Below are 23,018 nucleotides of genomic sequence, written 5' to 3' on the forward strand. Positions count from 1 at the left end.
AATAACTTAAGTGTCGTGGCGCCCGACCAGCTCCCGCGCCGCGTCACTACGGTGGTGTGCGAATGACCGAAGAAACCCAGATCCCGGCGGCTGCCCCCGTCCAGGCCTACGATTCGAGCAGGATCACCGTGCTGCGCGGCCTGGAGGCCGTGCGCAAGCGGCCCGGCATGTACATCGGCGACGTGCACGACGGCACCGGCCTGCACCACATGGTGTTCGAGGTGGTGGACAACTCGATCGACGAGGCCCTCGCTGGCCACGCCGACGAGGTCGTGGTGACGCTCCACGAGGACGGCTCGGTGTCGGTGTCCGACAACGGCCGCGGCATCCCGGTCGACATCCACAAGGAAGAAAACCGCTCGGCCGCCGAGGTCATCATGACCGTGCTGCACGCCGGCGGAAAGTTCGACGACAACAGCTACAAGGTTTCGGGCGGCCTGCACGGCGTGGGCGTGTCGGTGGTCAATGCGCTGTCGTCCAAACTGACGCTGGACATCTGGCGCGACGGCTACCACCACCAGCAGGAATACGGCCTCGGCGAGCCCGTCTATCCGCTCAAGCAGCTGGACGCCTCGCCGCGGCGCGGCACCACGCTGCGCTTCTGGCCGGCGAAGGAGATCTTCTCCGACACCGAGTTCCACTACGACGTCCTGGCGCGCCGCCTGCGTGAGCTCTCGTTCCTCAATTCCGGGGTCAAGATCACCCTGGCCGACGAGCGTGGCGAGGGCCGCCGCGACCTGTTCGAGTACGAGGGCGGCATCGCCAGCTTCGTCGAGCACCTGGCCCAGCTGAAGACGCCGCTGCACCCCAACGTGATTTCGGTGACCGGCGAGCAGAACGGCATCACCGTCGACGTGGCGCTGCAGTGGACCGACTCCTACCAGGAAACGATGTTCTGCTACACCAACAACATCCCGCAGAAGGATGGCGGCACCCACCTGATCGGCTTCCGCTCGGCGCTCACGCGCACGCTCACCAACTACATCGAGCAAAACGGGATCGCCAAGCAGGCCAAGGTCAGCTTCACCGGCGACGACATGCGCGAGGGCCTGATCGCGGTGCTGTCGGTGAAGGTGCCGGATCCAAGCTTTTCCTCGCAAACCAAGGAAAAGCTTGTCTCATCAGACGTGAGACCGGTGGTTGACAGCACGTTCGCGTCACGTCTGGAGGAGTTCCTGCAAGAACACCCCCACGAAGCCAAGGCCATCGCCGGCAAGATCGTCGACGCCGCGCGCGCGCGCGAGGCCGCCCGCAAGGCCCGCGACCTGACCCGCCGCAAGGGCGCGCTGGATATCGCCGGCCTGCCGGGCAAGCTGGCCGACTGCCAGGAGAAGGATCCCGCCTTGTCGGAGCTGTTCATCGTCGAGGGCGACTCGGCCGGCGGCTCGGCCAAGCAGGGCCGCAACCGCAAGAACCAGGCGGTGCTGCCGCTGCGCGGCAAGATCCTCAACGTCGAGCGTGCGCGCTTCGATCGGATGCTGGCGTCGGACCAGGTTGGCACCCTGATCACCGCGCTGGGCACGGGCATCGGCCGGGACGAGTACAACCCCGACAAGCTGCGCTACCACCGCATCATCATCATGACCGACGCGGACGTGGACGGATCCCACATCCGCACCCTGCTGCTGACCTTTTTCTACCGGCAGATGCCCGAGCTGCTCGAGCGCGGCCACATCTACATCGGCCTGCCGCCGCTGTACAAGATCAAGCAGGGCAAGACCGAGCTGTACCTGAAGGACGACGCGGCGCTCGATGCCTACCTGGCCGGCAACGCGGTCGAGGGCGCCTCGCTGGTGCCCGCCGTCGGCGAGCCTGCGATCGAGGGGCCCGCGCTGGAGAAGCTGCTGCTGGCCTACGCCGGCGCGCGCGAGGCGATCGCCCGCAACACGCACCGCTACGATCCGCTGCTGCTCGAGGCCCTGATCGACTTCACCCCGCTCGATCCCGCGGCGCTGAGCGCCAACACCGACGAGCGCCATGAGCTCGACGTGCTGGAAAAACGCCTCAACCAGGAAGGGCTCGGCCGCCCGCGCTACGCGCTGGAATGGCAGCCGGAGCTGGAAGACCGTCCGGCCGCGCTGATCTCACACCGCCGCCACATGGGCGTTGAGGCGATCCAGGTGCTGCCGCTGTCGGCCTTCGAGGGTGGCGAACTGCGTGCGCTCAAGGAAGCCGCCGCGCTGCTGCACGGCCTGATTCGCGAGGGCGCGCAGATCCTGCGCGGCAATCGCGCCCAGCCGATCGCCAGCTTCGCCCAGGCGCAGGCCTGGCTGCTCGAGGAAGCCAAGAAGGGCCGCCAGATCCAGCGCTTCAAGGGCCTGGGCGAAATGAACCCCGAGCAGCTCTGGGACACCACGGTGAATCCCGAGACGCGGCGCCTGCTGCAGGTGCGGATCGAGGATGCGGTCGCCGCCGACCAGATCTTCAGTACCCTGATGGGCGACGTGGTGGAACCGCGTCGTGCGTTCATCGAGGACAATGCGCTCAAGGCGTCCAACCTCGACATCTAGGCGCGCCGCGCCCGGCCCGGTCGAACCAGACCGGGCCTCTGGAGTCACACGCAGCGGACCCTGCACAGCCGCCCGATGGCCACCGCGCCAGCGAGGGGGTTGACGAAACCTTAAGACACCCGCCGCCACACTCGCGGCGAACAGCAGGGGTCGCGTACATGAGGCACACCATTGCAGCACTGGTTATCGTCGCATCGCTTGCGGCGTGTGCCACCACCACCTCGTCGACGGGCCGCACCCAGTACGTGGGCGGCGTGTCGCAGGACCAGCTCAACCAGCTTGGCGCGCAGGCCTTCACCGAGGCCAGGCAGAAGGGTCCGCTCAGCACCGATGCCCGCCAGAACGCCTACGTGCGCTGCGTGGTCGATGCGCTGGTGCGGCAGCTGCCCGCTGACCAGCGCGCCTTCGCGTGGGAAAGCGCGCTCTTCGCCGAGAAGGAGCCCAACGCCTACGCGCTTCCGGGCGGCAAGGTGGGAATCAACACGGGCCTGTTCACCGTGGCCAAGAACCAGGACCAGCTGGCCGCCGTGGTCGCGCACGAGATCGGCCACGTGATCGAGCGCCACCATGACGAGCGCATCACCCGCCAGATGGGTGCATCCGGCGCGGTCCAGCTGCTCGGCGCGCTTGCCGGCGACTACGGACAGCTGGCGACGCAGGGCGGCGGCCTGCTGGCCCAGACCGGCTTCCTGCTGCCCGGCTCGCGCGCGCAGGAAAGCGAGGCCGACGTCGTCGGCCAGCGGATGATGGCCCAGGCCGGCTTCGACCCGCGCGCGGCCGTCGCACTGTGGCAGAACATGATTGCCGCTGGCGGCAGCCGCCCGGCGCAATGGCTGTCCACCCACCCGGATCCGCAGAGCCGGATCTCCGAACTGCAGGCGCGCGCCACCCAGCTGCTGCCGACATGGGAACAGGCACGCGCTGCCGGCCGTCGCCCCAGCTGCGGCTGAATCTTCCGGGCTTCCCGCCCGAACCCTTTCCCGACCTCCTTCCAAGCCCTTGCGCCCCTGGCGCATGAAACCAGGTGATACCCATGCCCAAAAAGAACCTACCGACCCGCCTGCTGACCGCGATGATGGCCACGGGCTTGATGCTGGCGACGACTGCCGCGCTGGCGCAGAGCTCCAGTACGCGCGCGGAAGAGCGTCGCGCCCAGCGCGGCAAGTCCGATGCGGAGGCGAAGGTCCCGCGCTACCCCGAGGCAACGCGCAAGGAACCGGATGCCAAGACCTCGTCGCGCTCGGCCGGCACGCGCCTTGGCAAGTTGTCTGACGCCTATGAGGCGCAGGACCTCGAGCAGACGCCTGCACTGGCTGACGAGATCATCGCCGACGAGAAGTCCAACGCGTATGAGAAGTCACTGGCCGCCCGGATCGCGGGCGCCCTGCTGATCGGTCAGGACGACGCCCGGTCGCTCGCCTACCTGCAGCGCGCGCTGGAATTTGATGGCCTGAAGAACGAAGAGCACTACGAGGTGATGAGCATCATCGCCCAGCTGCACGCGCAGGAAGACCGGTTCGACGAGGCGCTCGCCACCATGGAGCGACTGGAGACCGAAACCCGCAGCCAGGATCCGGCCCTGCTCGCCCTCAAGGGCAACATCCTGCTGCGCCAGGAGCGCTACCCGGAAGCCATCGCGCTGCTCAAGCCACTGGTCGACTCGCCGGAAGCCAAGCCCGAATGGCAGCAACTGCTGATGGCGGCCTACGCCGAGTCGGGCCAGGGCGCGGAGGCATCGAAGCTCGCCCAGCAGATCGCGGCAAGCACCCCCGACGACAAGCGCTCCCAGCTCAACCTCGCCGCGACCTACCTGCAGACCGACCAGTACGACAAGGCAGCCGCCGTGTACGAGGCACTGCGCGCCAAGGGCGAGCTCACCGAGGAGCGCGAGTACCGCAACCTGATGGCGTCCTATCTGAGCCTCGACGATGGCCAGGCGAAGGCCATCGAGGTCATCAACGAGGGGCTGGCGAAGAACATCCTCAAACCCGACCACCAGACCTACGTGGCGCTGGCCCAGGCGTACTATTTCGGCGAGCCGCAGCAGATGGCCGAGGCCATCGGTGCCTACCAGAAGGCCGCGCCGCTGGCGCCGACCGGCGAGACCTGGCTCAATCTGGCCAAGCTGCTTTCCAACGAAGGAAGGCTGCCGGAAGCCAAGCAGGCAGCCCAGTCGGCACTTGACAAGGGCATCAAGAATCCGGACGAGGCCAAGCGCATTCTTTCGCGCAGCAACTGATCCTTCGTCACGATGGAAACCGGTTGGTATCGCGCCCACTGATTGGTATAAGCTTGGCCGTTCCCGTCACCGAAAAGCCGGTGACGGATACGACACGAACCCGGACGCGCTGCGTCCGGCCAGACTTGAGTTCAACGCATGACCGAACGCTTGCCGAAGACCGACAAGAACGACGAAGACGAAGGTCTGGATTGGGCGCGAATTGCCGGTTTCACCTTGGTGGTCGCGATCCACGCCGGGGCGCTGCTGCTGCTGCTGGCACCCGCGACGCCGCCCCAGGCCGAGCAGCAGGACGACGCCGCCACCCGCGTGGTGATCATCGAACCGCCGCCGCCCCCGCCGCCGCCGCCGCCGCCGCCGCCCGAGGCCCCCAAGCCGACGCCGATCAAGGAGCTGGTGCCGCCGCAGCCCTCGCCGCTGCCGCCGCCGCCCGAGGAGCCGCCAGTGGTGTTCGACGATCCCTCGCCGGTCGATACGCCCGCGCCGCCGCCGGCACCGCCCGCGCCGCCGCAGGCGCAGCCGGACATCGGTGCCAGCGTCGACATTTCATCCAAGGCCATGAACCCGCCGCAGTACCCGGCCGCCGCGCTGCGTGCCGGCATCGAGGGCACGGTCATCCTGGTTATCGACGTCGACGCCAACGGCAACGTCACCGACGTGTCGGTCGAGAAGTCCAGTCGCAACCGTGACCTCGACCGAGCGGCGATGCAGGCCGCGCGTCGCTGGAAGTTCAGCCCGTCGGTCGTCAATGGCCGGCCGGCCGCAGGGCGCGTCCGCGTGCCGGTGGACTTCAACCTCGGCGGCTGATCGACCAATACAGATTCACGCGTTACAACGCTCCACTCCCAACACTTCAACAACATCCAAAAGGTAAGCGTCATGCTGCAGGAAACCACCGCCGCCCCATCGACCGGAGGCAACGCCGAAGCACTGACCCAGATGGGCTTCGCGAACCTGATCCAACACATGACAGTGGTCAACTGGATCGTGTTCATCGTGCTGATCATCATGTCGGTGCTGTCGGTCTACTGGATCATCTACAACTTCTTCAAGCACATCCGCCTGAGGAGGAGTTCCGATCGCGTCATCGCCACATTCTGGGAAACCTCCAACGCGCAGGATGCGATTCGCTTCATGGAAGAGCAGCCGCGCAGCGAACCGTTCTCCAAGGTCGCGCTCGACGCTGCACAGGCCGCCGCGCACCATCAGCGCCACGATGCTTCGCGCCTGGCCGAGTCGCTCAGCCGCTCAGAGTTCGTGGACCGCGCCCTGCGCCAGGCCGTGACCCGCGAATCCCTGGGCCTTGAAGCCGGCCTGACCGTGCTCGCCACCGTCGGTGCAACCGCACCCTTCGTCGGCCTGCTCGGTACGGTGTGGGGCATCTACAACGCGCTGATCCGCATCGGTGCCACCGGCCAGGCCGACATCGGCGCGGTCGCGGGCCCCGTGGGCGAGGCGCTGATCATGACGGCCCTCGGTCTCGCGGTCGCGATCCCGGCGGTGCTGGGCTACAACTTCTTCGTCCGCCTCAACCGCGGCGTGAACAACAAGCTCGACACCTTCGCCCACGACCTGCACGACTTCTTCGCCACCGGCGCGCGCGTCGGCGAATCGCGCTGATCACTGACTGACGGAGATCCGACATGGCCTTCAGCTCAGGTGGTGGTGACGGCGGCCACAACAGCGTCAACGCCACGATCAACATCGTGCCGTTGGTCGACGTGATGCTGGTGCTGCTGATCATCTTCATGGTCACGGCACCGCTGATGGCGCACAAGGTCCAGGTCGAGCTGCCGCAGGCAAACCTCGACCAACGCCCGGACCAGGCGCCGCTGGCGGCTCCGTTGACGGTCGCGATCACGTCCAACGGCACGCTGTACCTCAATGACCAGCCGGTCACGATGGACCTGCTCGACAGCACGCTTGCAGTGGAAGCGCAGAAAACGCCTCAACCGCCGGTCAACGTGCGTGGCGATGCCACGACGCCGTACCGGATTGTCAACGAGGTGGTCACCCTTGCGCAGCAGAAGGGCATGCGCAAGGTGGGCTTTGTCTCGGCCCGCGAAAAGAACTGATCGGAGTAACGCACGATGGCCTTCTCATCAAGTGGTAGCGATGGCGCGCCGATGGCCGACATCAACATCATTCCGCTGTGCGACGTCATGCTGGTGCTGCTGATCATCTTCATGGTCACGGCCCCGCAGGTGTCCTATCCGATCGACATCGACCTGCCGCAGCGTTCGTTGAACCCGCCGCCCAATCCGCAGGATCCACCGGAGCCGATCCGGCTGCGGATCGATGCCGGCGGCACCGTCTACTGGAACGACAGCCCGACCCCCGTGTCGGCGCTGCGCGCCATGATGGATGCCGAGATCCAGCGCGACGTCAACAACCAGCCCACGCTGGAAATCGACATGAGCGGGGATGCGGAGTACGGCGTGCTGGCCAAGGTGCTCGCCTCGGCCAAGAACGCGCACATGCAGAAGATCGGATTTGTAAAGAAGTAACGCTGGACCGTCCGGCGTCGCCTGCAGCGCGCCGGCCGCTTACCGCAACAACTTTCAGCGCCGCCCGATTGGGCGGCGTTTTTTTTGCTCTCCGGGACGTCAACCGGCGTGGTCGATGATCGCCAGGTAGCGTGACACGGTGGCGGCGAGACCTTCGTAGAGCGCTTCGCCAATCAAGGCATGGCCGATCGAGACTTCCTCCACGCCCGGAACGGCTGTGAGAAAGGCGCCGAGGTTGGCCTGGCTGAGGTCGTGACCCGCATTGATCCCGAGCCCAGCCTGGCGGGCAACCTGCGCGGTGTCGGCGAAGGCGGGCAGGGCCGCATCACCGCGGCCCGCGGCGAAGGCCTCGGCCCAGGGCCCGGTGTAGAGCTCGATGCGGTCGGCGCCGATGGCGGCCGCGCTGGCCGCGTCGCAACCTGCATCGGCGAACAGGCTGACCCGGCATCCCACTGCCTTGAGCCGGACGATGAGCGGCCGCAGGGCTGCGCCGTCGCGAGCGAAGTCGAACCCGTGGTCGGAGGTGAGCTGGGCGTCGGCATCGGGGACCAGGGTCGCCTGCGCCGGGCGCACCAGCTCGCACAGGGCGAGGAACCCGGCGTAGCCCTCGCGCGGCGGTGCGAAAGGATTGCCTTCCAGGTTGAACTCGACGCCGCGCGCGCGGGTCAGCGCGGAGAGCGCGACCACGTCGTCATGGCGCGTATGCCGCGCGTCCGGTCGCGGATGCACGGTGATGCCGTGCGCGCCGGCATCGAGGCACGTGTGCGCTGCCTGCAGGATGTCGGGATCGCCGCCACCGCGCGAATTGCGCAGAACGGCGATCTTGTTGAGGTTGACGCTGAGCCGGCAGCTCATGCTCGGCCACTGGCACGCGACAGCATGCTCAAAGCACGTGTGGCTCGTCCGCGGCAGCGACCGGAGCGGCGGCCGCTGCGCGACGCGCCTCGGCCAGCTCGCGCAGGCGCTGCAGCTCGCGCGGATCGAGCATCTGGCTGTCGTCGCGGCTCTGCGTATCGATCCGCTGCGAGAGCAGGCCCAGGATCCACAGGCAGAGCAGGACCAGTGCCGCCAGCAGGCAGATCCCCACCAGTGCCACGGACGAGGTCATGAAGGCGATCGCCAGCGCGGCGATCGCGAGCAACAGGAACAACCAGGGCATGGGCAGGCTCCGCTGCGGATGTCGGGCAAGTCTAACGCCAACCGTCGCGACCGCCTGCCGTTCGGCCAGCTGCGCGGGCCGCTGGTCGCTACAGCAGCGGCGACAGCAGCCGCGCCAGCCCCTCGGGCAGGCGCGCGGTCAGCAGGCCGCGGGGGCGGTCCTGGCGCACACGCGGCGCGCTGGCCAACTCGCCCTCGATCAGCTGTGCCAGCGCCGCGGCCATCTTCGCGTCCTCGAACAGCACCGAGACCTCGAAGTTGAGGCGGAAGCTGCGATGGTCGAAGTTGGCACTGCCGACCAGGACCGTGCTCTCGTCCACCAGCAGCGCCTTGGTGTGCAGCATGCGCGGCCCGTACTCGTAGACCTTGACCCCGGCCTCCAGCAGCGGGCCGAAGTACGAACGCGCGGCGAAGGTCACCAGCCGCGAATCGCTCATCCGCGGCACCACCAGGCGCACGTCCAGGCCGGCCAGCGCGGCCGAGGTGAGCGACATCATCGCCGCCTCGCCCGGCACGAAGTAGGGCGTGACCAGCCACACCCGCCGCTTGGCCGCATGGATCGCGCCGACGTGGGCACGGTGGATCGCCTCCCAGTGCGAATCCGGCCCCGAGATGATCACCTGGGCGCAGGTATCGCCGGCGGGCAGCCGCGGTGTCTGCCGGACCACGTCACCGATGAAGTCGCGCTCGCCGGTGGCATAGGCCCAGTCCTCGACGAACACCAGCTGCAGCGCCCGCACCACGTTGCCTTCCACGCGCAGGTGCAGGTCGCGGTAGGCGGCCTTGTTGACGCGCTCGTTCTGGTCGTCGGTGATGTTCATGCCGCCGGTGTAGCCGACGCGGCCGTCGATCACGACGATCTTGCGATGGGTGCGCAGGTTGGTCCACGGCCGCTGCCAGACGCGCCCGAACCGGGTCGGATGGAACCAGGCAAGCTCGCCGCCGGCCTCGACCAGGCTGTCGAAGAGGCGATGGCAACGCGCAGCGCCGAGCGCATCGACCAGCAGCCGCACGCGCACGCCCGCGCGGGCGCGCTCCACCAGCGCATCGCGCAGCGCGGTGCCGCTGTGGTCGGGATGCCAGATGTAGTACTCGAGGTGGATATGGTCGCGGGCGCGGGCGATGTCCTCCAGCAGTGCGTCGTACTTGGCGGCGCCGTCGATCAGCAGCTGAAGCCCGCTGGCGGTGGTCATCGGCAGGCCGGTGGCCGCGCGCACCATGCGCGCCAGCTCCGCGACATCCTCGTTCTCCGCCAGCGATTGCGCGGGCAGCTCACCGCGCACGCGCGCACGGCGCAGGCGCTGGCGTTCGATCCGCTGCGGACCGAACACGTGGTAGATCAGGAAGCCCACGTAGGGCAACAGCGCCAGGCCCAGCAGCCAGCTGACCGTCGCCACCGGTTCGCGCTTTTGCAGGACGATCCAGCCGCCCAGCAGCAGCAGGTACAGCGCCCAGCCCAGGGTCAGGTACAGGCGCAGGTAGGGCATGGCGGCAAGCGCGACCCAGCCCTGGTGGAGGAGATCGAGAATCGGCACGATGGATCCGTCGTCGCGGCGGCTGCGACGCCCTGGCGCTAGGCTAGCTGGATGTCGATGGCGACGAAAGCGAAGGCCGGGCCCGGCGCGCCGATCAAGGGCCGCGGGGCGGCTTCGTACGTGCCCGGCCGCTACGAGACCGCGACCGTCCAGGCGCAGGACGACGGCTGGGATTGCCTGCATGCGCGCGACGACACCGACCCGGCGCCGCATCCCGACACGCGCGTCCACGAGGAAACCGCGCGCAGCATCATCAGCCGCAACGATTCACCGGACGTCGGCTTCAGCCAGTCGGTCAATCCCTATCGCGGCTGCGAGCACGGCTGCGTGTACTGCTTCGCGCGCCCGTCGCACGCCTACCTGCAGCTCTCGCCGGGGCTGGACTTCGAGACGCGGCTGTTCGCCAAGACCAATGCCGCGCAGCGGCTGCGCGCCGAACTCTCGCGCAAGGGCTACCGCTGCGCGCCGATCGCGCTGGGCATCAACACCGATGCCTACCAGCCGATCGAACGCCGCTACCGCATCACGCGCTCGCTGATCGAGGTGATGGCCGAGTTCCGCCAGCCGTTCAGCCTGCTCACCAAGAATGCGCTGGTCACGCGCGACCTCGACCTGCTTGCGCCGCTCGCGCAGCAGGGCCTGGTGACGGTGCACTTCTCGGTGACCACGCTCGACAACCGGCTCTCGGCGCGGATGGAGCCGCGCGCGTCGGCACCGCACGCCCGGCTGCGGGCAATGCGCGAGGTGGCGGCAGCGGGCGTGCCGGTCGGGGTGATGGTCGCGCCGGTGGTCCCGGCGATCAACGACCACGAGATCGAGGCGATCCTGGGAGCCGCGCGCGAGGCCGGCGCGCGGTCGGCTGGTTACGTGCTGCTGCGGCTGCCGCACGAGCTCAAGGAGATCTGGCGCGAGTGGCTGCAGCTGCACCATCCCGATCGCGCCGCGCACGTGATGAGCCTGGTGCGGCAGATGCGCGGCGGCCGCGAGTACGACAGCGGCTTCGGCACGCGGATGCGCGGCCAGGGGCCGTTCGCGGATCTGCTCGAGGCACGCTTCAGGCGCGCGCGGCGCGAACTCGGCTACGGGCGCATGCCGCCGCTGCAGACCGGCCTGTTCCGCGCGCCGACGGTACCCGGCGACCAGGGCCAGCTGTTCTGAACGTGGACGCTGCTGTTTCACCTGCCCTGCACCGACCCTGCACACCATTGTTACGTAGACTGTCGCCCGCCGGCCCATGCCGTTTCGACGTGACCGATCGTGCAGGTTGATGTGTCCATGTACCAGGAGGCGTTCGCCCGCGCGGGCGCCGGCATGGCGCTGCTTGCAGCCGGTGGCGAGTGGTTGGCGGTGAACCCGGCGCTGTGCCTCCTGCTTGGGCGCGACCAGGCGGAGCTGGCCGGCACGCGCGCGCATGAGGCGCTGTTCGATGCGGCGACCGTGCAACGCATCGGCCTGGCATTGGCGAGCGCCGACATGCAGCAGCACATTAACGTCGATGGAATCGGTGGGCATGCCTGGCGGATGTCCCTGGCGCAATTGGACAGCGGCGCGTCCGGAGTGCTGTTGCTGCAGCTGGAGCCCGACCAGGACGCGCAGACACGCGCAGCCGCGGCACGCATGCAGGATCACCTGGTCCATGGCATTTCCCATGACCTGCGCGCGCCACTGCGCGGCATCGCCGGCTTTGCCGCGCGGCTGGACGAGTCGACCACGGTCGCCGAAGCCGACAGGGCTGACATCGCCCGCATCCGCAAGGCCGCGGCGAGGGCCGAGCACCTGGTCGACGCATTGCTGGAGCTGCTGCGCGCCGCACGGCTGTCGATGCGCGAGCAGGAAGTCGACGTGAGCCTGCTGTGCGAGTGGGTGGCGGGCGAGCTGCAGGACGCAGATCCGTCGCGTACGGCGCGGATCGAGGTGGCGCCGGACCTGCGCGCGCGCGGTGACGAACACTGGCTCAAGACATTGCTCGGACACGTGCTGGACAACGCCTGGAAGTTCTCCGCCGCGCGCGAGTGCGTCGACATCCGTGTCGAAGGCGCGGCGGCCAACGGTCGCCTGCAGCTTGCGGTGCACGACGCCGGCTGCGGTTTCGACATGCGCTATGCTGACAAGCTGTTCCTGCCGTTCCAGCGCCTGCACGGGTCGGAACAAGGGGGCGGCAACGGCCTCGGCCTGGCGATTGCCCATCAGATCGCCGAGCGCCATGGCGGCCGCATGTGGGCGACATCGCGCCCGGGCGAGGGCAGCACCTTCTTCATCGAACTTCCGGCCCCGACCGGACGCGACCTGGACGCTCCACCATGACGCACAGCGAAATCCTGCTGATCGAAGACAATCCCGACGACGCCGAGCTGACCCGCATCGCGTTTGCAGAGGCCGGTATCGACCATCAACTGGTCGTGGTGCGCGACGGCGCCGAAGCGCTCGACTACCTGTTCGCAAGTGGCCGCCATGCCGGGCGCGACGTCTCGCAGCTGCCGGCGATCGTGCTGCTCGACCTCAACCTGCCCAAGCTCGACGGCCGCGAAGTGCTGCAGGCGATCCGCGGCGATGCGCGCACGCGCTCGCTGCCGGTGGTAGTGCTCACCACCAGCGACGAGCCGTTCGATGTCGAAGCGACCTACGCGCTCGGCGTGAACAGCTACATCCGCAAGCCGGTGGATTTCGACCAGTTCGTCGGCGTGGTCAAGCAGATCGGGCTGTACTGGCTGGTGCTCAACCAGCCGCGCGTCGCGGGCTGACGCGAGCGCCGCAACGACAGCCGCGACCTCACCCGCGACCGCAACCGAAATTCCTGTAGGAGCGGCTTCAGCCGCGATCGGTGCGACCGCGGCGGAAACGTCGATCGCGGCTGAAGCCGCTCCTGCACGGGGCTGGGTGATGCGTGCCGCGGGTGGTGCCATCGGCCTTCGGCCGCGTCGCCTACGCCGCCCCGTACAGCGCTTCGGCGCGCTGGAACAGGATCCAGCTGGTGGCAATGAACTTGTCCTGGCCTTCGGGCCGGTTGCCACGATGGGTATGGGTGAAGGCCGTTGGCGCGATCAGCAGGTCGCCGGTGCGTGGCGCGACCTTGCGCTGCTGGAACAGGAACTCGGTTTCGCCCCCGGCAAAGCCGTCGTTGAGGTAGAGCGTCCACAGCAGATGGCGGTGCAGGGTCTCGCCGTCGCCCGCGCGCGGATACAGCTCGCAGTGCCAGTACGGATAGCCGCCCTCGCCGGCGCGGTACCACTGCAGGTTGACCGGCCCCGGACGCAGGCAGGTGCGCGCGAGCTGGCCGAGCGCGCGGTCGTCGAGCGCGGCGATGTCCTCGGCCGACAGGCGCCGCAGTCCACCACTGCCGTCGGGCTGCTGCAGCATCAGCGGCGCGACCAGCGCCTGCGGGTAGCGCCGCAGGTAGGCCAGCAGCCCGGCGTACACGGCGACGTTGAGCGCCTGCGCGACATCGGCCCAGTCCACGCGGTCGCTGATCGACAGGTCGCGGCTGTGCTTGAGCTCCGGATGCACGCCGCCGCCCACCTGGCCGGGCTGCAGCGCATCGCTGCCGCGCAGCCGCGCCACGATCGCGTCGCAGGCCTCGACCGCGAGCGCGCCGGGATAGACCTCGATGAAGTCGGCTGCGGACACGAGCCGATTCTAGCGTCCATCGGCCGCGCGGCGCCGTCATGCAGGCCGGGCATAAGCATCCAACCAATGCGCCTGCCCGGACAACGCGCGCTTTACGCGGTCGCCGCCACGCCTGCGTAAACAGGCAGGTACAGGGACGACGGGAGCGGAAGATGCGGATCACCATCGTGGGAGCGGGCTTTTCCGGGGTTGCACTGGCTGCGGCACTGCAGCGCAGTGCACCGGCCGATGCGCACATCCATCTGGTCGGCGTCGACCGCGGCTACGGTGGCGGCGTGGCATATGGCGAGGCGCGCCCGGAGCACGTGCTCAACGTGCGTGCGCGCGACCTCGGCCTGGCGCCCGATGCGCCGGAGGACTTCGCCGACTGGTTCAAGCTCGGCGACCGAGGCCGCAACGCCTTCCTGCCGCGGCAGCTGTATGGCGACTACCTCCGCGATCGCGTGCACGGGCTGCTGCACGCCGAGGGCGCCCAGGTGCATGCGGTGCGGCGCGAGGTGGTGGCGATCGAACGGCTGGAGCGCGGCTTCGCGGTGCGGCTGGAGGACGGCGCGGCCATCATCAGCGACCAGGTGGTGCTGGCGGTCGGCGCGCTGCCGCCGCCGCCGCTGGCGGGTGTCGGCCCGCGCCTGGCGGTGCATCCGGCCTACATCGGCTGGCCATGGCAGGAACACGCGATCGAACGCATCGACCCGGATGCGCGGGTACTGGTGGTCGGCACCGGGCTGACCATGGCCGACGTGATTGCGACCCTGCGTCAGCGCGGCCATCGCGGCCCGATCCACGCGCTGTCGCGGCACGGGCTGCTGCCGCGCGAGCATGCGGAGCAGCCGCTGCCTGCGGTCGAACTGCCCCCGGCGATCCTGCAGGCGCTTGCAGCGCATGACCTGCGCGAACTGCTGCGCCGCATCCGCGCACTGTCGAAGCTGGTGGACTGGCGCGCCCTGGTCGATGCGCTGCGTCCGCACACCCAGGCGTTCTGGCGCGGGCTGCCCGCACCGCAGCGGCGGCGGTTCCTGCGCCACCTGCGTCCGTGGTGGGAAGTGGCGCGGCATCGCGTCGCGCCGCCCGTCGCCGCCCACATCCACGCGCTGCGCGAGAGCGGCCAGCTGCGCGTCATCGCCGGGCGGCTGGTACGCGCCGGCAGCGCCGGGGATTGCGTGTCGGTGCTGATCCGCCCGCGCGGTGCGCCGGACGTGCGCCACGAGCGCTACGACGTGCTGCTGCGCGCCACCGGACTCAACACCGACGTCGCCCGCACCACGCACCCGCTGCTGGCCCAGCTGCGCGAATCGGGAATGCTGCGCGCCGATGCGCAGGAACTTGGACTCGACACCAGCGACGGGTTCGAGGTGCTGGACGCACGCGGGCGCACGGTGCCGGGCCTGTACTGCCTCGGGCCGCTGCTGCGCGGCCGCTACTGGGAGATCACCGCGGTGCCGGAACTGCGCGTGGCCGCGGAGCGGCTGGCGCAGGCGCTGGTGGCCATGCACGTCGGGGCCCGCAGCCAGCGCGATATCCCTGCAGCGGCGCGCATCGACGCGCCTGATCAGTCCGCCCGTGCCTGCCAGTCCCAGCGCAGCCCCAGCAGCACGCCGCGCCCGGGGCCGGGTTCGTAGTAGCGGCCGTTGCCTTCGTTGACGATCACCGAGCCGACGTGGTGGCGGTCGGCGAGGTTGTCGATGCGCGCGAAACCGCGCAGGCGCCCGTGCGCGGTGTTCCAGCTGCGCGCCGCTTCCAGATGTGCGAGCACGTGGCCTGGCGCAGACCGCGCGCCGGTGTCGCTGACGCTGATCGATGAACTGGCGGTGGCTTCGAGCGCGAACGTCCAGTCGCGCGGTTGCCACTGCAGCCGCGCATGGCCCTGCTGGCGAGCCGTGCCCGGAATCGCCGTGCCGGCCGGCACCAGCACCGAGGGATCGGTGCAGCCGGCGCCGGTGCAGATCGGGAAGCTGTCGCTGAAGTGCGCGTCCAGCCAGGTCCATGCCAGCCGCAGCGACCACGCCTCGCCCAGCGGCAGCCCGGCCGAGAGTTCCGCGCCCTCGCGCCGCGCGCGGCCCACGTTGCGGTAGCTGCTGCGGCCGCCGACATTTCGCGCCACCGCAAGTTCATCGTCGGTGTCAGCGCGGAACAGCGCCGCTTCCACATGCGCGCCGGCATCGTTGCGCCACTTCGCGCCCAGCTCGATGTTGCGGCTCGTCGCCGGCGCCAGATCGAAGGCCAGCCCGGCGCCGCCGTCGGCGCGGTAGCCCAGCTCGTTGAAGGTGGGCGTCTCGAAACCGCGGCCGGCCGAGGCGTACACCCGCAAGTCCGACGCCGGCGCGAACGTGATTCCCAGCACCGGCGTGGTCTCGGCGTAGTCCACGCGGCCGCTGTCGTCGGGATTGGCCGCGGTGACATAGCCGTCGTTTGACCGGAAGCGCAGCTGGCTGCGGCGCGCGCCGGCCAGCAGCGACCAGCGGTCCGCGAACTGCCACCAGGCCTGCGCGTAGAGGTCGCGGTTGTCGACGCGGTTGCGCTCGTCGCGCCGCAGCGTGCCGCGCACGCCCAGCGTGTCGCCGACGAAGTTCTCGTAGCCGCGCCGATGCTGGCGCTGGCGGTCGGCATTGCCGCCGGCGGTGAACTCCAGCGCACGCCCGGCCAGGGAGCCGGCCCAGCGCCAGCGCAGGTCGAGCCCGCCATAGTCGTTGTCCAGGTCGATCACGCCGCCGGAGCTGAGCGGGTTGCCCTGCGCCCCGACCGGCACCGACAGGAACTGCTCGATCGAGCGGCGTCCGCCGTAGCCCATCGCCTCGATGGCGTGGCCACCGCCCAGCGGCTGCTCCCAGCGCAGGCCCAGCTGGTCCTGGCTGGCGGACTTGCGCGTGCGGTACTGCGTGGCCACCGACGTAGCCTGGCGCGGATCGTCCTGCACCTGGCCCCAGTCCAGGCCCAGCGGATCGAGCGCGTCGGGTGCGTCGAAATGGTTGCCGACCAGCAGCAGGCGGCCCTCGCGCGGCAGCTCGGCGTGCAGCTTGAGGTTGAGCCAGCTGCGGCGCGCGGCACTGTGGTCACGCCAGCCGTCGGTCTCGAAATGACTGGCGGCCAATGCATAGCCCAGCGTGTCGTTCGCGCCGCGCAGGCTGGCCGAGGCCGCGCGGCTGCTGTCGCGTCCGGCGCTGGCCTGCAGGTGGCCGCGCGTTGGCGATTCGCCCTCCGCGCTGAAGATCTGCACCACGCCGCCGGACGAGTTGCCGTGCAGCGCCGAGAACGGGCCGCGCAGCACTTCGATGCGCTCCGCGCCCGCCATCACGAAATGCGAGACCTGGCCCTGGCCGTCGGGCATCGTCGCCGGAATGCCGTCGGCGTACAGGCGCAGTCCGCGTACGCCGAAGGTCGAGCGCGCGCCAAAGCCGCGGATCGACAGCTGCGTGTCCTGGGCGAAGTTCTGCCGCTCACGCGCCGCGAGCCCCGCCACGCCCGACAGCGCCTCGGACACGCTGGTCCCGGCGCGCGCCTCGCTGCCGTCGAGCACGATGCGGTCGAAGGAGGCGGGCACGTCGAACGGCGCGACATGCTGCAACCGCGTGGCCGTGACTTCGATGCGGTCGAGCGTCACGGGGTTGAGCGCGTCATCGGCCGACAGCGCCGGTGCACACGCGGCGGACAACGTGGCCAACAGCGGCCACGCGCGCGTGCAGCGGCGCCGGGAAGAGGGTGTCGCGCGCATCAGCAGGAAATCCGGAGGGTGTTCATCGCGCAGCAGTCTAGGGGCAAGGGATGAAGAGGCCGTGGTCGCGCAGCACAGCAATCTTGCGCAAACCCACTGTGTGCAGGCGTTGCGGCGTGGAGACAAGGACAGGCGGAGTGGGCGAGGGTGCCCGAGCTCCAGGACAGCGCACCACCCACAAGCCTGTCATCCCGAGCGCAGCGAGGGATCTGACGCCGCGTCATTCCTGACAGAAGATCCCTCGCTGCGCTCGGGATGACAGGGTATGTGGCGCAACTCGCACGACGGACACAGCCGCCGCGACGCCCCTGCTCTTTCATCCGGCGAGGCGGCCTGTCTACACGCCGGGGCAGCAAGCCCACACACCCGCCGCGCCACTCCCTCAGCTGACCGCCGCCACCGCCTTCGCCACGTAGTCGAGGTTGCCCGCGCTCAGCGCGGCCACGCAGATGCGGCCGGTGCCGACCGCGTAGATGCCGAACTCATCGCGCAGGCGTTCGACCTGCGGCTTCGACAGCCCCGAATACGAGAACATGCCGGCCTGGCGCTGGATGAACTCGTACTGCGGCGCGCCGTGCGCGGCCAGGCGTTCGACCAGGCCGGCGCGCAGGGCGTGGATGCGCGTGCGCATCTGGCCCAGCTCGTCTTCCCACTGCGCGCGCAGCGCCGGCTCGTTGAGCACGCCCGCGACCAGCGCGGCGCCATGCGTGGACGGGCTGGAGTAGTTGGCGCGGACCAGGCGCTTGACCTGCGACTGCACGCGCTTGGCCTCGTCGCCGCTGTCGCTGACCACGGTCAGCGCGCCGACGCGCTCGCCGTACAGCGAGAACGACTTGGAGTACGAGCTGGCGACCACGAAGTTGCGAATCGGCGAGGCGGCCAGCAGGCGGATCGCCAGCGCATCCTCGGCAATGCCCTGGTCAAAGCCCTGGTAGGCCATGTCGATGAAGGGAAACAGGTCGCGATCGTGCAGCAGCGCGATCACCTGCTCCCACTGCGCCGGGGTGAGGTCGGCGCCGGTGGGGTTGTGGCAGCAGGCGTGCAGCAGCACCACGGTGCCGGCTTCGAGCTTGCGCAGGTCGGCGAGCATGCCGTCGAAATCCAGCCCGTGCGCGGCAGCGTCGAAATAGGTGTAGTCCACCACCTCGAAGCCGACCGCGCCGAATACCGCGCGATGGTTTTCCCAGCTCGGGTTGCTGATCGCGATGCGCGCGAACGGCAGCGTCTTCTTCAGCAGCTCCGCGCCGGTGCGCAGCGCGCCGCTGCCGCCGATGGTCTGGGTGGTCGCGGCGCGGCCTTCGGCGATCAGCGGCGAATCGCCGCCGAACAGCAGCTCGCGGGTGGCGCGGGTGTAGTCGGGCATGCCGTCGATCGGCAGGTAGCCGCGCGGCTTGCTCTGCTCGGCCAGCTGGCGCTCCACATGCTGCACCGCGCGCAGCACCGGGATGCGGCCGTCCTCGTCGTAGTAGATGCCCACGCCCAGGTTGACGCGCGTGGCGCGGGTGTCGGCGTTGTACGCCTCGGTCAGGCCCAGGATCGGATCACCGGGGACCAGTTCAACGTTCGCGAAAAAGGACACGGCAGGAGTCGTCGCAGAAGGGAAGGGGAGGGCGCCGGCATACGGCGAAAAACCGCGTGATTCTAGCAGCGATCGCGCCGGCGGCCGCTTTCGTTGCGCCCGGAACCGTAGGCAGACGCCCTGAGAGAGGCGGCCCGACTACACCACGGCCGACAGAAGCTGCCCCACAGTGCCGTCAGACGTCGCCGTCGCCAGCCCAGCCCTCGCCATTGCCGCGCTGGAAGACCTGGTCCTCGCCAAGCACCTCGCCCGCCGGGACCGAGCGCTGGTCCGTCAGGCGTGCATAGATCGGGGTGAAGTCCGGGCGCGTGGCCTCGATCAGCTGTTCGAAGCTGTCGATGACGAAATACGTCTTCTGGAACGTGTCGATGCGGTAGCGCGTGCGCATGATCCGCTCCAGGTCGAAGCCGATGCGGTTGGGCGCGGCGCTTTCCAGCGCATGGATCGATTCGCCCTTCGACGAGACGATGCCACTGCCGTAGATGCGCAGGCCGCCGGCCTCGCGGATCAGCCCGAACTCGACCGTGTACCAGTACAGGCGCGTCAGGTTCTGCAGCGCGTCGGCGCCGATCGCGTGCGCCTTCACCCCGCCGCGGCCATAGGCCTGCATGTAGTCGGCGAACAGCGGATCCATCAGCAGCGGCACGTGGCCGAACAGGTCGTGGAAGAGGTCGGGCTCTTCGATGTAGTCGATCTGCCCGGGATTGCGGATCCACCAGGTGACCGGGAAGCGGCGGTTGGCCAGGTGGTCGAAGAAGTCCAACTCCGGCAGCAGGCCCTCGACGCCGATCAGCTGCCAGCCGGTGGTCTCGCCCAGCACCCGGTTGAGTTCGGTGTACTTCGGGATCGCGTGCGGCGTCATGCCCATCGCGTCCTGCGCGCGCAGGAACGCCTCGCTGGCGCGCCCGACCAGGATCTCGCGCTGGCGCGCGAACAGCGTCGCCCAGGTAGCGTGGTCTTCGGCGGCGTACTCGTCCCAGGGCTGCTCGACGATCCCGGTGGCGTAGACCGGCACCTTGCCCTTGTCGGTGTGCAGGTTCTCGACGCGGCGTGGCTGCTGAGCGGACATGGTGGTCTCCGGCGCTGCGCCCGCCGCCGTGGGCGATCCGGGCTGGGGAATGCGATCACCGCAGCGTAGCCGTCCGGCGGCGCAACAGGCTTGCGAAGTTGCGCGAGCAGGCGGCAATGACGCAGGATTGTTGCGCCTCTAAAGCATCCGGAGCACGAAATGTCAGGAAGCGAGCTCGACCGCACTGATCTGATGCTGTTGGCCGAGCTGCAGCGGGCCGGCCGCCAGACCAACGCCGAACTGGCCGAACGCGTGCACCTGTCGGCCTCGGCCTGCCTGCGCCGGGTGCAGCGGCTCGAGCGCGAGGGCGTGATCGCCGGCTATCGCGCCGAGCTCGACGGCGAACGACTGGGCCTGGGCCTGCAGGCCTTCGTGCGCGTGCACCTGGCCAGGCACGATGCCGCGTCCATCGCCGCCTTCGCCGCCCACGTCAACGAGTGGCCGGAAGTCATCGCCTGCCATGCGCTCACCGGCGAGATGGACTATCTGGTGCACGTGGCGGTTGGCGACCTCGAGCACTTCTCGCGCTTCCTGCTGGACAAGCTGCTGGCCCAGGCCGGCGTGGCCGACGTCAACTCCAGCTTCGTGCTGCGCACGGTCAAGGCGTTTCGGGGCCTGCCGCTGCCGGCGGGGTGAGCCGCAGTGCACAGGCCGCTTGCACCGGCCCTGCGGATCAGCGGCCGCCCGCCTCCCGCCCCGGCCACGCGCTGCGGAATGTTTCGATCGCGCCGCGGTCCTGCAAGGTGACGAACACGCTGCGGCCGTCGCTGCCGCCAAAGGCCACGTTGCTGGGCAGGGCACCCTTGAGCGCAACCTCATGCAACAGCGCACCATCGGGCGAGACGATGGCGACGCTGCCCGCGCCATAGCGTGCGATGTAGAGGTTGCCCGCCGCATCCGTCCGCATGCCGTCCAGGCCGTGGTCGTCGAAGCGGATCAACAGGCGCTTGCCAGACAGCGCGCCGCCATCGCCGATGTCGTAGGCCCAGACCCCGCGCTGCACGCTTTCGTTGACATACAGGCTGCGGCCGTCGGGCGACACCTCAATCCCATTGGTGGTGCCCATGCCGGTCTCGAGCAGGTGCGTGCCGCCATCCACGTCGATGCGCCACAGCTGGCCGTCGCCGTGCGACCAGCGCGGATCGCTGGCGTAGAGCGTGCCGTCGGGCGCGATCGCGATGTCGTTGGGTTGGTGCATGCGCGGGTCATGGGCATGCACGGCGATGCTGCGGTCGCGGGGGTCGATGCGCAGGATGCGGTGTCCGACATAGTCGGCCACGTACATATGGCCGCGTGCATCGAAGCGGATCCCGTTGCCGACGCTGTCACCGGGCAAATCGACAAACAATTGTGCATGGGCCACGCCCGCTTCGATTGTGACCCGCCCGATCGTGCCTTCGCGACCGAAGTTGACCGCGTACAGCGCGCCATCCGGCCCGCTCGCCGGCCCTTCGACGCCGGTGGTGAAAGTTCCCTCGCCGACGTGGTCGCTGGCGACGTACAGCGGTTCGCCCGAGGCAGGAATCGCAGCCAGCGCGGCGGCAAGGATGATCCACGCAAACCGCGGCAGAAGGAGCTGTGCTGTCGACATGGTGCGCGACGCTAGCACGCCGACCGGCGTGCATCCGCGCGCGGTGCAACATCCGGCCGGGGCCTTGATCGATTCCGCCTGCGCGCGCCAAGGCGAGGACAATTAGTGGTCGTGCACGCACGCAGACAAGCCAGACGGATGCCCTGTCGAAAACGGACAAGCCAACGCGCAAGGCATTGCCTGACCAGGGTCGCGACGCCCTATCGGCGTGGTGCGCCGTGACGGATCTCACGCGGTGGTGTTCAGCGGTCGAGCGGACTCAACACTCCACCCGCGCCGCGGTTCAGCACGTGCGTGTAGATCTGCGTCGTCGCGACATCCTTGTGGCCGAGCAACTCCTGGATCGTGCGGATGTCGTAGCCCGATTCAAGCAGGTGGGTGGCAAAGCTGTGGCGCAGGGTATGTGGCGTGACCGGCTTCGCCAGGCCGGCGCGCTGCGCCGCGCGTTTCACCGCACGCTGCAATACGTTCTCGTCGAGGTGGTGGCGTTTGGTGCGCCCATCCCGGGGGTCGCGGGCACGCCTTGCAGCCGGAAACACGTACTGCCAATGCAGGGCGCTCGCCGCACCGGGGTACTTGCGCGCCAGCGCATGCGGCAGGGCCACTTCGCCGAAACCCTGTGCCAGATCCTCGGCGTGCAGGATGCGCATCGCCTCCAGCTGGCGCTGCAGCGGCTCGCGCAAGCGCGAGGGCAACATCGTGCGCCGGTCCTTGCCGCCCTTTCCGTCACGCACCGTGATCTCGTTGCGTGCGAAGTCCACGTCCTTGGCCCGCAGGCGCAGGCACTCCATCAAGCGCAGGCCGCTGCCATACAGCAGGCCAGCCATCAGGCTGTCGCGCCCGCACAGTTGCACAAACAGCCGGTCGACCTCCTCGATCGAGAGCACTACAGGCAACCGTGCCGGCCGCTTGGCGCGTACCACGTTCGCCATCCATGGCAGGTCCATCGCGAGCACCTCGCGATAGAGGAAAAGCAGTGCCGACAGCGCCTGGTTCTGTGTACTCGCAGCCACGTTGTCGCGCGACGCCAGCCGACTCAGGAAGCCTTCCACGGCGCGGCCGTCAAGCGTGCGTGGATGGCGCATTCCGGAGCTGCGGATATACCGGCGGATCCAGTACAAGTACGCCTGTTCGGTACGCAAACTGTAGTGCTTCAGGCGCAATCGGGCTCGAACCTCGTCCAATAGTCTTGGTCGCGCGCCCGCTCCATCCTCACCCAATACGCCGGTCTCGCCGCCGCCATATTCCATTTGATCCGCCTCCTTGCCGGCATATCGCGGATGGTGGCTTCGAGGTGTTGCAGCCCACAGTCGGGATAAGCCGATGATTCCTGTAGGAATATCCCGATTGACTCCATGCAGGGACCAGCGCAGAGTCGGCGCTACGCCCCGTGTTGGGGCCTACTAGTTGTTAGGCAGAAAAGAGCACTGCCCCGTCGCCTCGGGGAGAAGCCTGACACGAGAAAGCGTACTTGCCTGATTGACCCCATCGGCCCAG

General features: G+C 68.9%; 21 protein-coding genes. 12 read left to right on the forward strand and 9 right to left on the reverse strand.

The genetic code is table 11. The annotated features are described in order from the left end of the window. Positions 1-62 precede the first annotated feature (62 nt). The 7 genes from gyrB to ACW5EG_RS14955 all read left to right on the forward strand — a co-directional run bounded on the left by gyrB (position 63) and on the right by ACW5EG_RS14955 (position 7,256). Positions 63-2,510, forward strand: coding sequence for a DNA topoisomerase (ATP-hydrolyzing) subunit B (gyrB, locus tag ACW5EG_RS14925; protein WP_457022115.1), 2,448 nt, complete (start codon positions 63-65; stop codon positions 2,508-2,510). 158 nt (positions 2,511-2,668) lie between these two features. Next, positions 2,669-3,460, forward strand: a complete 792-nt coding sequence (locus ACW5EG_RS14930; protein WP_457019226.1) for a M48 family metallopeptidase — start codon at positions 2,669-2,671, stop codon at positions 3,458-3,460. An 83-nt stretch (positions 3,461-3,543) separates the two neighbouring features. Then, on the forward strand, positions 3,544-4,749 hold the full coding sequence (locus ACW5EG_RS14935) for a tetratricopeptide repeat protein (protein ID WP_457019227.1): 1,206 nt from the start codon (positions 3,544-3,546) through the stop codon (positions 4,747-4,749). 138 nt (positions 4,750-4,887) lie between these two features. Next, positions 4,888-5,556, forward strand: a complete 669-nt coding sequence (locus ACW5EG_RS14940; RefSeq protein WP_457019228.1) for a TonB family protein — start codon at positions 4,888-4,890, stop codon at positions 5,554-5,556. A 72-nt stretch (positions 5,557-5,628) separates the two neighbouring features. Further along, the gene (locus ACW5EG_RS14945; RefSeq protein ID WP_457019230.1) at positions 5,629-6,369 is read left to right on the forward strand and encodes a MotA/TolQ/ExbB proton channel family protein; all 741 of its coding nucleotides are present in this window, start codon (positions 5,629-5,631) and stop codon (positions 6,367-6,369) included. A gap of 23 nt (positions 6,370-6,392) precedes the next feature. Continuing rightward, positions 6,393-6,824: an ExbD/TolR family protein gene (locus ACW5EG_RS14950; RefSeq protein ID WP_457019232.1), complete on the forward strand. Its 432-nt coding sequence runs from the start codon at positions 6,393-6,395 to the stop codon at positions 6,822-6,824. 15 nt (positions 6,825-6,839) lie between these two features. Further along, on the forward strand, positions 6,840-7,256 hold the full coding sequence (locus ACW5EG_RS14955; protein ID WP_457019234.1) for an ExbD/TolR family protein: 417 nt from the start codon (positions 6,840-6,842) through the stop codon (positions 7,254-7,256). 99 nt (positions 7,257-7,355) lie between these two features. On the opposite strand, the gene ACW5EG_RS14960 is transcribed toward ACW5EG_RS14955, so the two are convergent. The 3 genes from ACW5EG_RS14960 to cls form a co-directional block, all read right to left on the reverse strand. After that, positions 7,356-8,111: a pyridoxine 5'-phosphate synthase gene (locus tag ACW5EG_RS14960; protein ID WP_457019236.1), complete on the reverse strand. Its 756-nt coding sequence runs from the start codon at positions 8,109-8,111 to the stop codon at positions 7,356-7,358. A 28-nt stretch (positions 8,112-8,139) separates the two neighbouring features. Next, on the reverse strand, positions 8,140-8,415 hold the full coding sequence (locus ACW5EG_RS14965; RefSeq protein WP_457019237.1) for a hypothetical protein: 276 nt from the start codon (positions 8,413-8,415) through the stop codon (positions 8,140-8,142). A gap of 88 nt (positions 8,416-8,503) precedes the next feature. Further along, positions 8,504-9,943, reverse strand: a complete 1,440-nt coding sequence (gene cls / locus ACW5EG_RS14970; protein ID WP_457022134.1) for a cardiolipin synthase — start codon at positions 9,941-9,943, stop codon at positions 8,504-8,506. A gap of 63 nt (positions 9,944-10,006) precedes the next feature. Here cls and ACW5EG_RS14975 point away from each other — a divergent pair, with 63 nt between their 5' ends. The 3 genes from ACW5EG_RS14975 (at position 10,007) to ACW5EG_RS14985 (ending at position 12,690) form a co-directional block, all read left to right on the forward strand. Beyond that, positions 10,007-11,107 (forward strand): PA0069 family radical SAM protein, encoded by a 1,101-nt coding sequence (locus tag ACW5EG_RS14975; RefSeq protein WP_457019239.1) that lies wholly within the window; start codon positions 10,007-10,009, stop codon positions 11,105-11,107. Positions 11,108-11,224: 117 nt separating this feature from the next. Continuing rightward, positions 11,225-12,253 carry a sensor histidine kinase gene (locus ACW5EG_RS14980; RefSeq protein WP_457022117.1) on the forward strand — a complete coding sequence of 343 codons (1,029 nt, stop codon included), beginning with the start codon at positions 11,225-11,227 and terminating at the stop codon, positions 12,251-12,253. Then, positions 12,250-12,690, forward strand: a complete 441-nt coding sequence (locus ACW5EG_RS14985; protein WP_457019243.1) for a response regulator — start codon at positions 12,250-12,252, stop codon at positions 12,688-12,690. The genes ACW5EG_RS14980 and ACW5EG_RS14985 overlap by 4 nt, the downstream gene beginning before the upstream one ends. Before the next feature lie 181 nt (positions 12,691-12,871). Here the strand turns inward: ACW5EG_RS14985 and ACW5EG_RS14990 are convergent, their stop codons facing one another. Continuing rightward, positions 12,872-13,573 carry a 2OG-Fe(II) oxygenase gene (locus ACW5EG_RS14990; RefSeq protein ID WP_457022119.1) on the reverse strand — a complete coding sequence of 234 codons (702 nt, stop codon included), beginning with the start codon at positions 13,571-13,573 and terminating at the stop codon, positions 12,872-12,874. Positions 13,574-13,725: 152 nt separating this feature from the next. On the opposite strand from ACW5EG_RS14990, the gene ACW5EG_RS14995 reads away from it, so the two are divergent. Next, a complete protein-coding gene (locus ACW5EG_RS14995) occupies positions 13,726-15,192 on the forward strand; it encodes an FAD/NAD(P)-binding protein (protein ID WP_457022121.1) in 1,467 nt (488 codons plus the stop codon). Here ACW5EG_RS14995 and ACW5EG_RS15000 read toward each other — a convergent pair. From ACW5EG_RS15000 to phhA, 3 genes are all read right to left on the reverse strand, one after another. Beyond that, positions 15,123-17,282 (reverse strand): TonB-dependent receptor family protein, encoded by a 2,160-nt coding sequence (locus ACW5EG_RS15000; RefSeq protein ID WP_457022123.1) that lies wholly within the window; start codon positions 17,280-17,282, stop codon positions 15,123-15,125. The two genes, ACW5EG_RS14995 and ACW5EG_RS15000, sit on opposite strands and share 70 nt — an antisense overlap. Before the next feature lie 382 nt (positions 17,283-17,664). Next, complete coding sequence (locus tag ACW5EG_RS15005) at positions 17,665-18,861, reverse strand: amino acid aminotransferase (RefSeq protein ID WP_457019250.1); 1,197 nt, start codon at positions 18,859-18,861, stop codon at positions 17,665-17,667. 175 nt (positions 18,862-19,036) lie between these two features. Then, positions 19,037-19,930: a phenylalanine 4-monooxygenase gene (gene phhA / locus ACW5EG_RS15010; protein WP_457022124.1), complete on the reverse strand. Its 894-nt coding sequence runs from the start codon at positions 19,928-19,930 to the stop codon at positions 19,037-19,039. A 159-nt stretch (positions 19,931-20,089) separates the two neighbouring features. Between phhA and ACW5EG_RS15015 the strand changes: the two genes are divergently transcribed. Beyond that, positions 20,090-20,566 carry an Lrp/AsnC family transcriptional regulator gene (locus ACW5EG_RS15015; RefSeq protein ID WP_457019253.1) on the forward strand — a complete coding sequence of 159 codons (477 nt, stop codon included), beginning with the start codon at positions 20,090-20,092 and terminating at the stop codon, positions 20,564-20,566. A gap of 37 nt (positions 20,567-20,603) precedes the next feature. On the opposite strand, the gene ACW5EG_RS15020 is transcribed toward ACW5EG_RS15015, so the two are convergent. Then, entirely contained in the window at positions 20,604-21,521 is a 918-nt protein-coding gene (locus ACW5EG_RS15020) for an SMP-30/gluconolactonase/LRE family protein (protein WP_457019255.1), read from the reverse strand. Positions 21,522-21,763: 242 nt separating this feature from the next. Beyond that, positions 21,764-22,771 carry an integron integrase gene (locus ACW5EG_RS15025; protein WP_457019256.1) on the reverse strand — a complete coding sequence of 336 codons (1,008 nt, stop codon included), beginning with the start codon at positions 22,769-22,771 and terminating at the stop codon, positions 21,764-21,766. Positions 22,772-23,018 lie beyond the last annotated feature (247 nt).

This window comes from Luteimonas sp. A611, assembly GCF_054072715.1.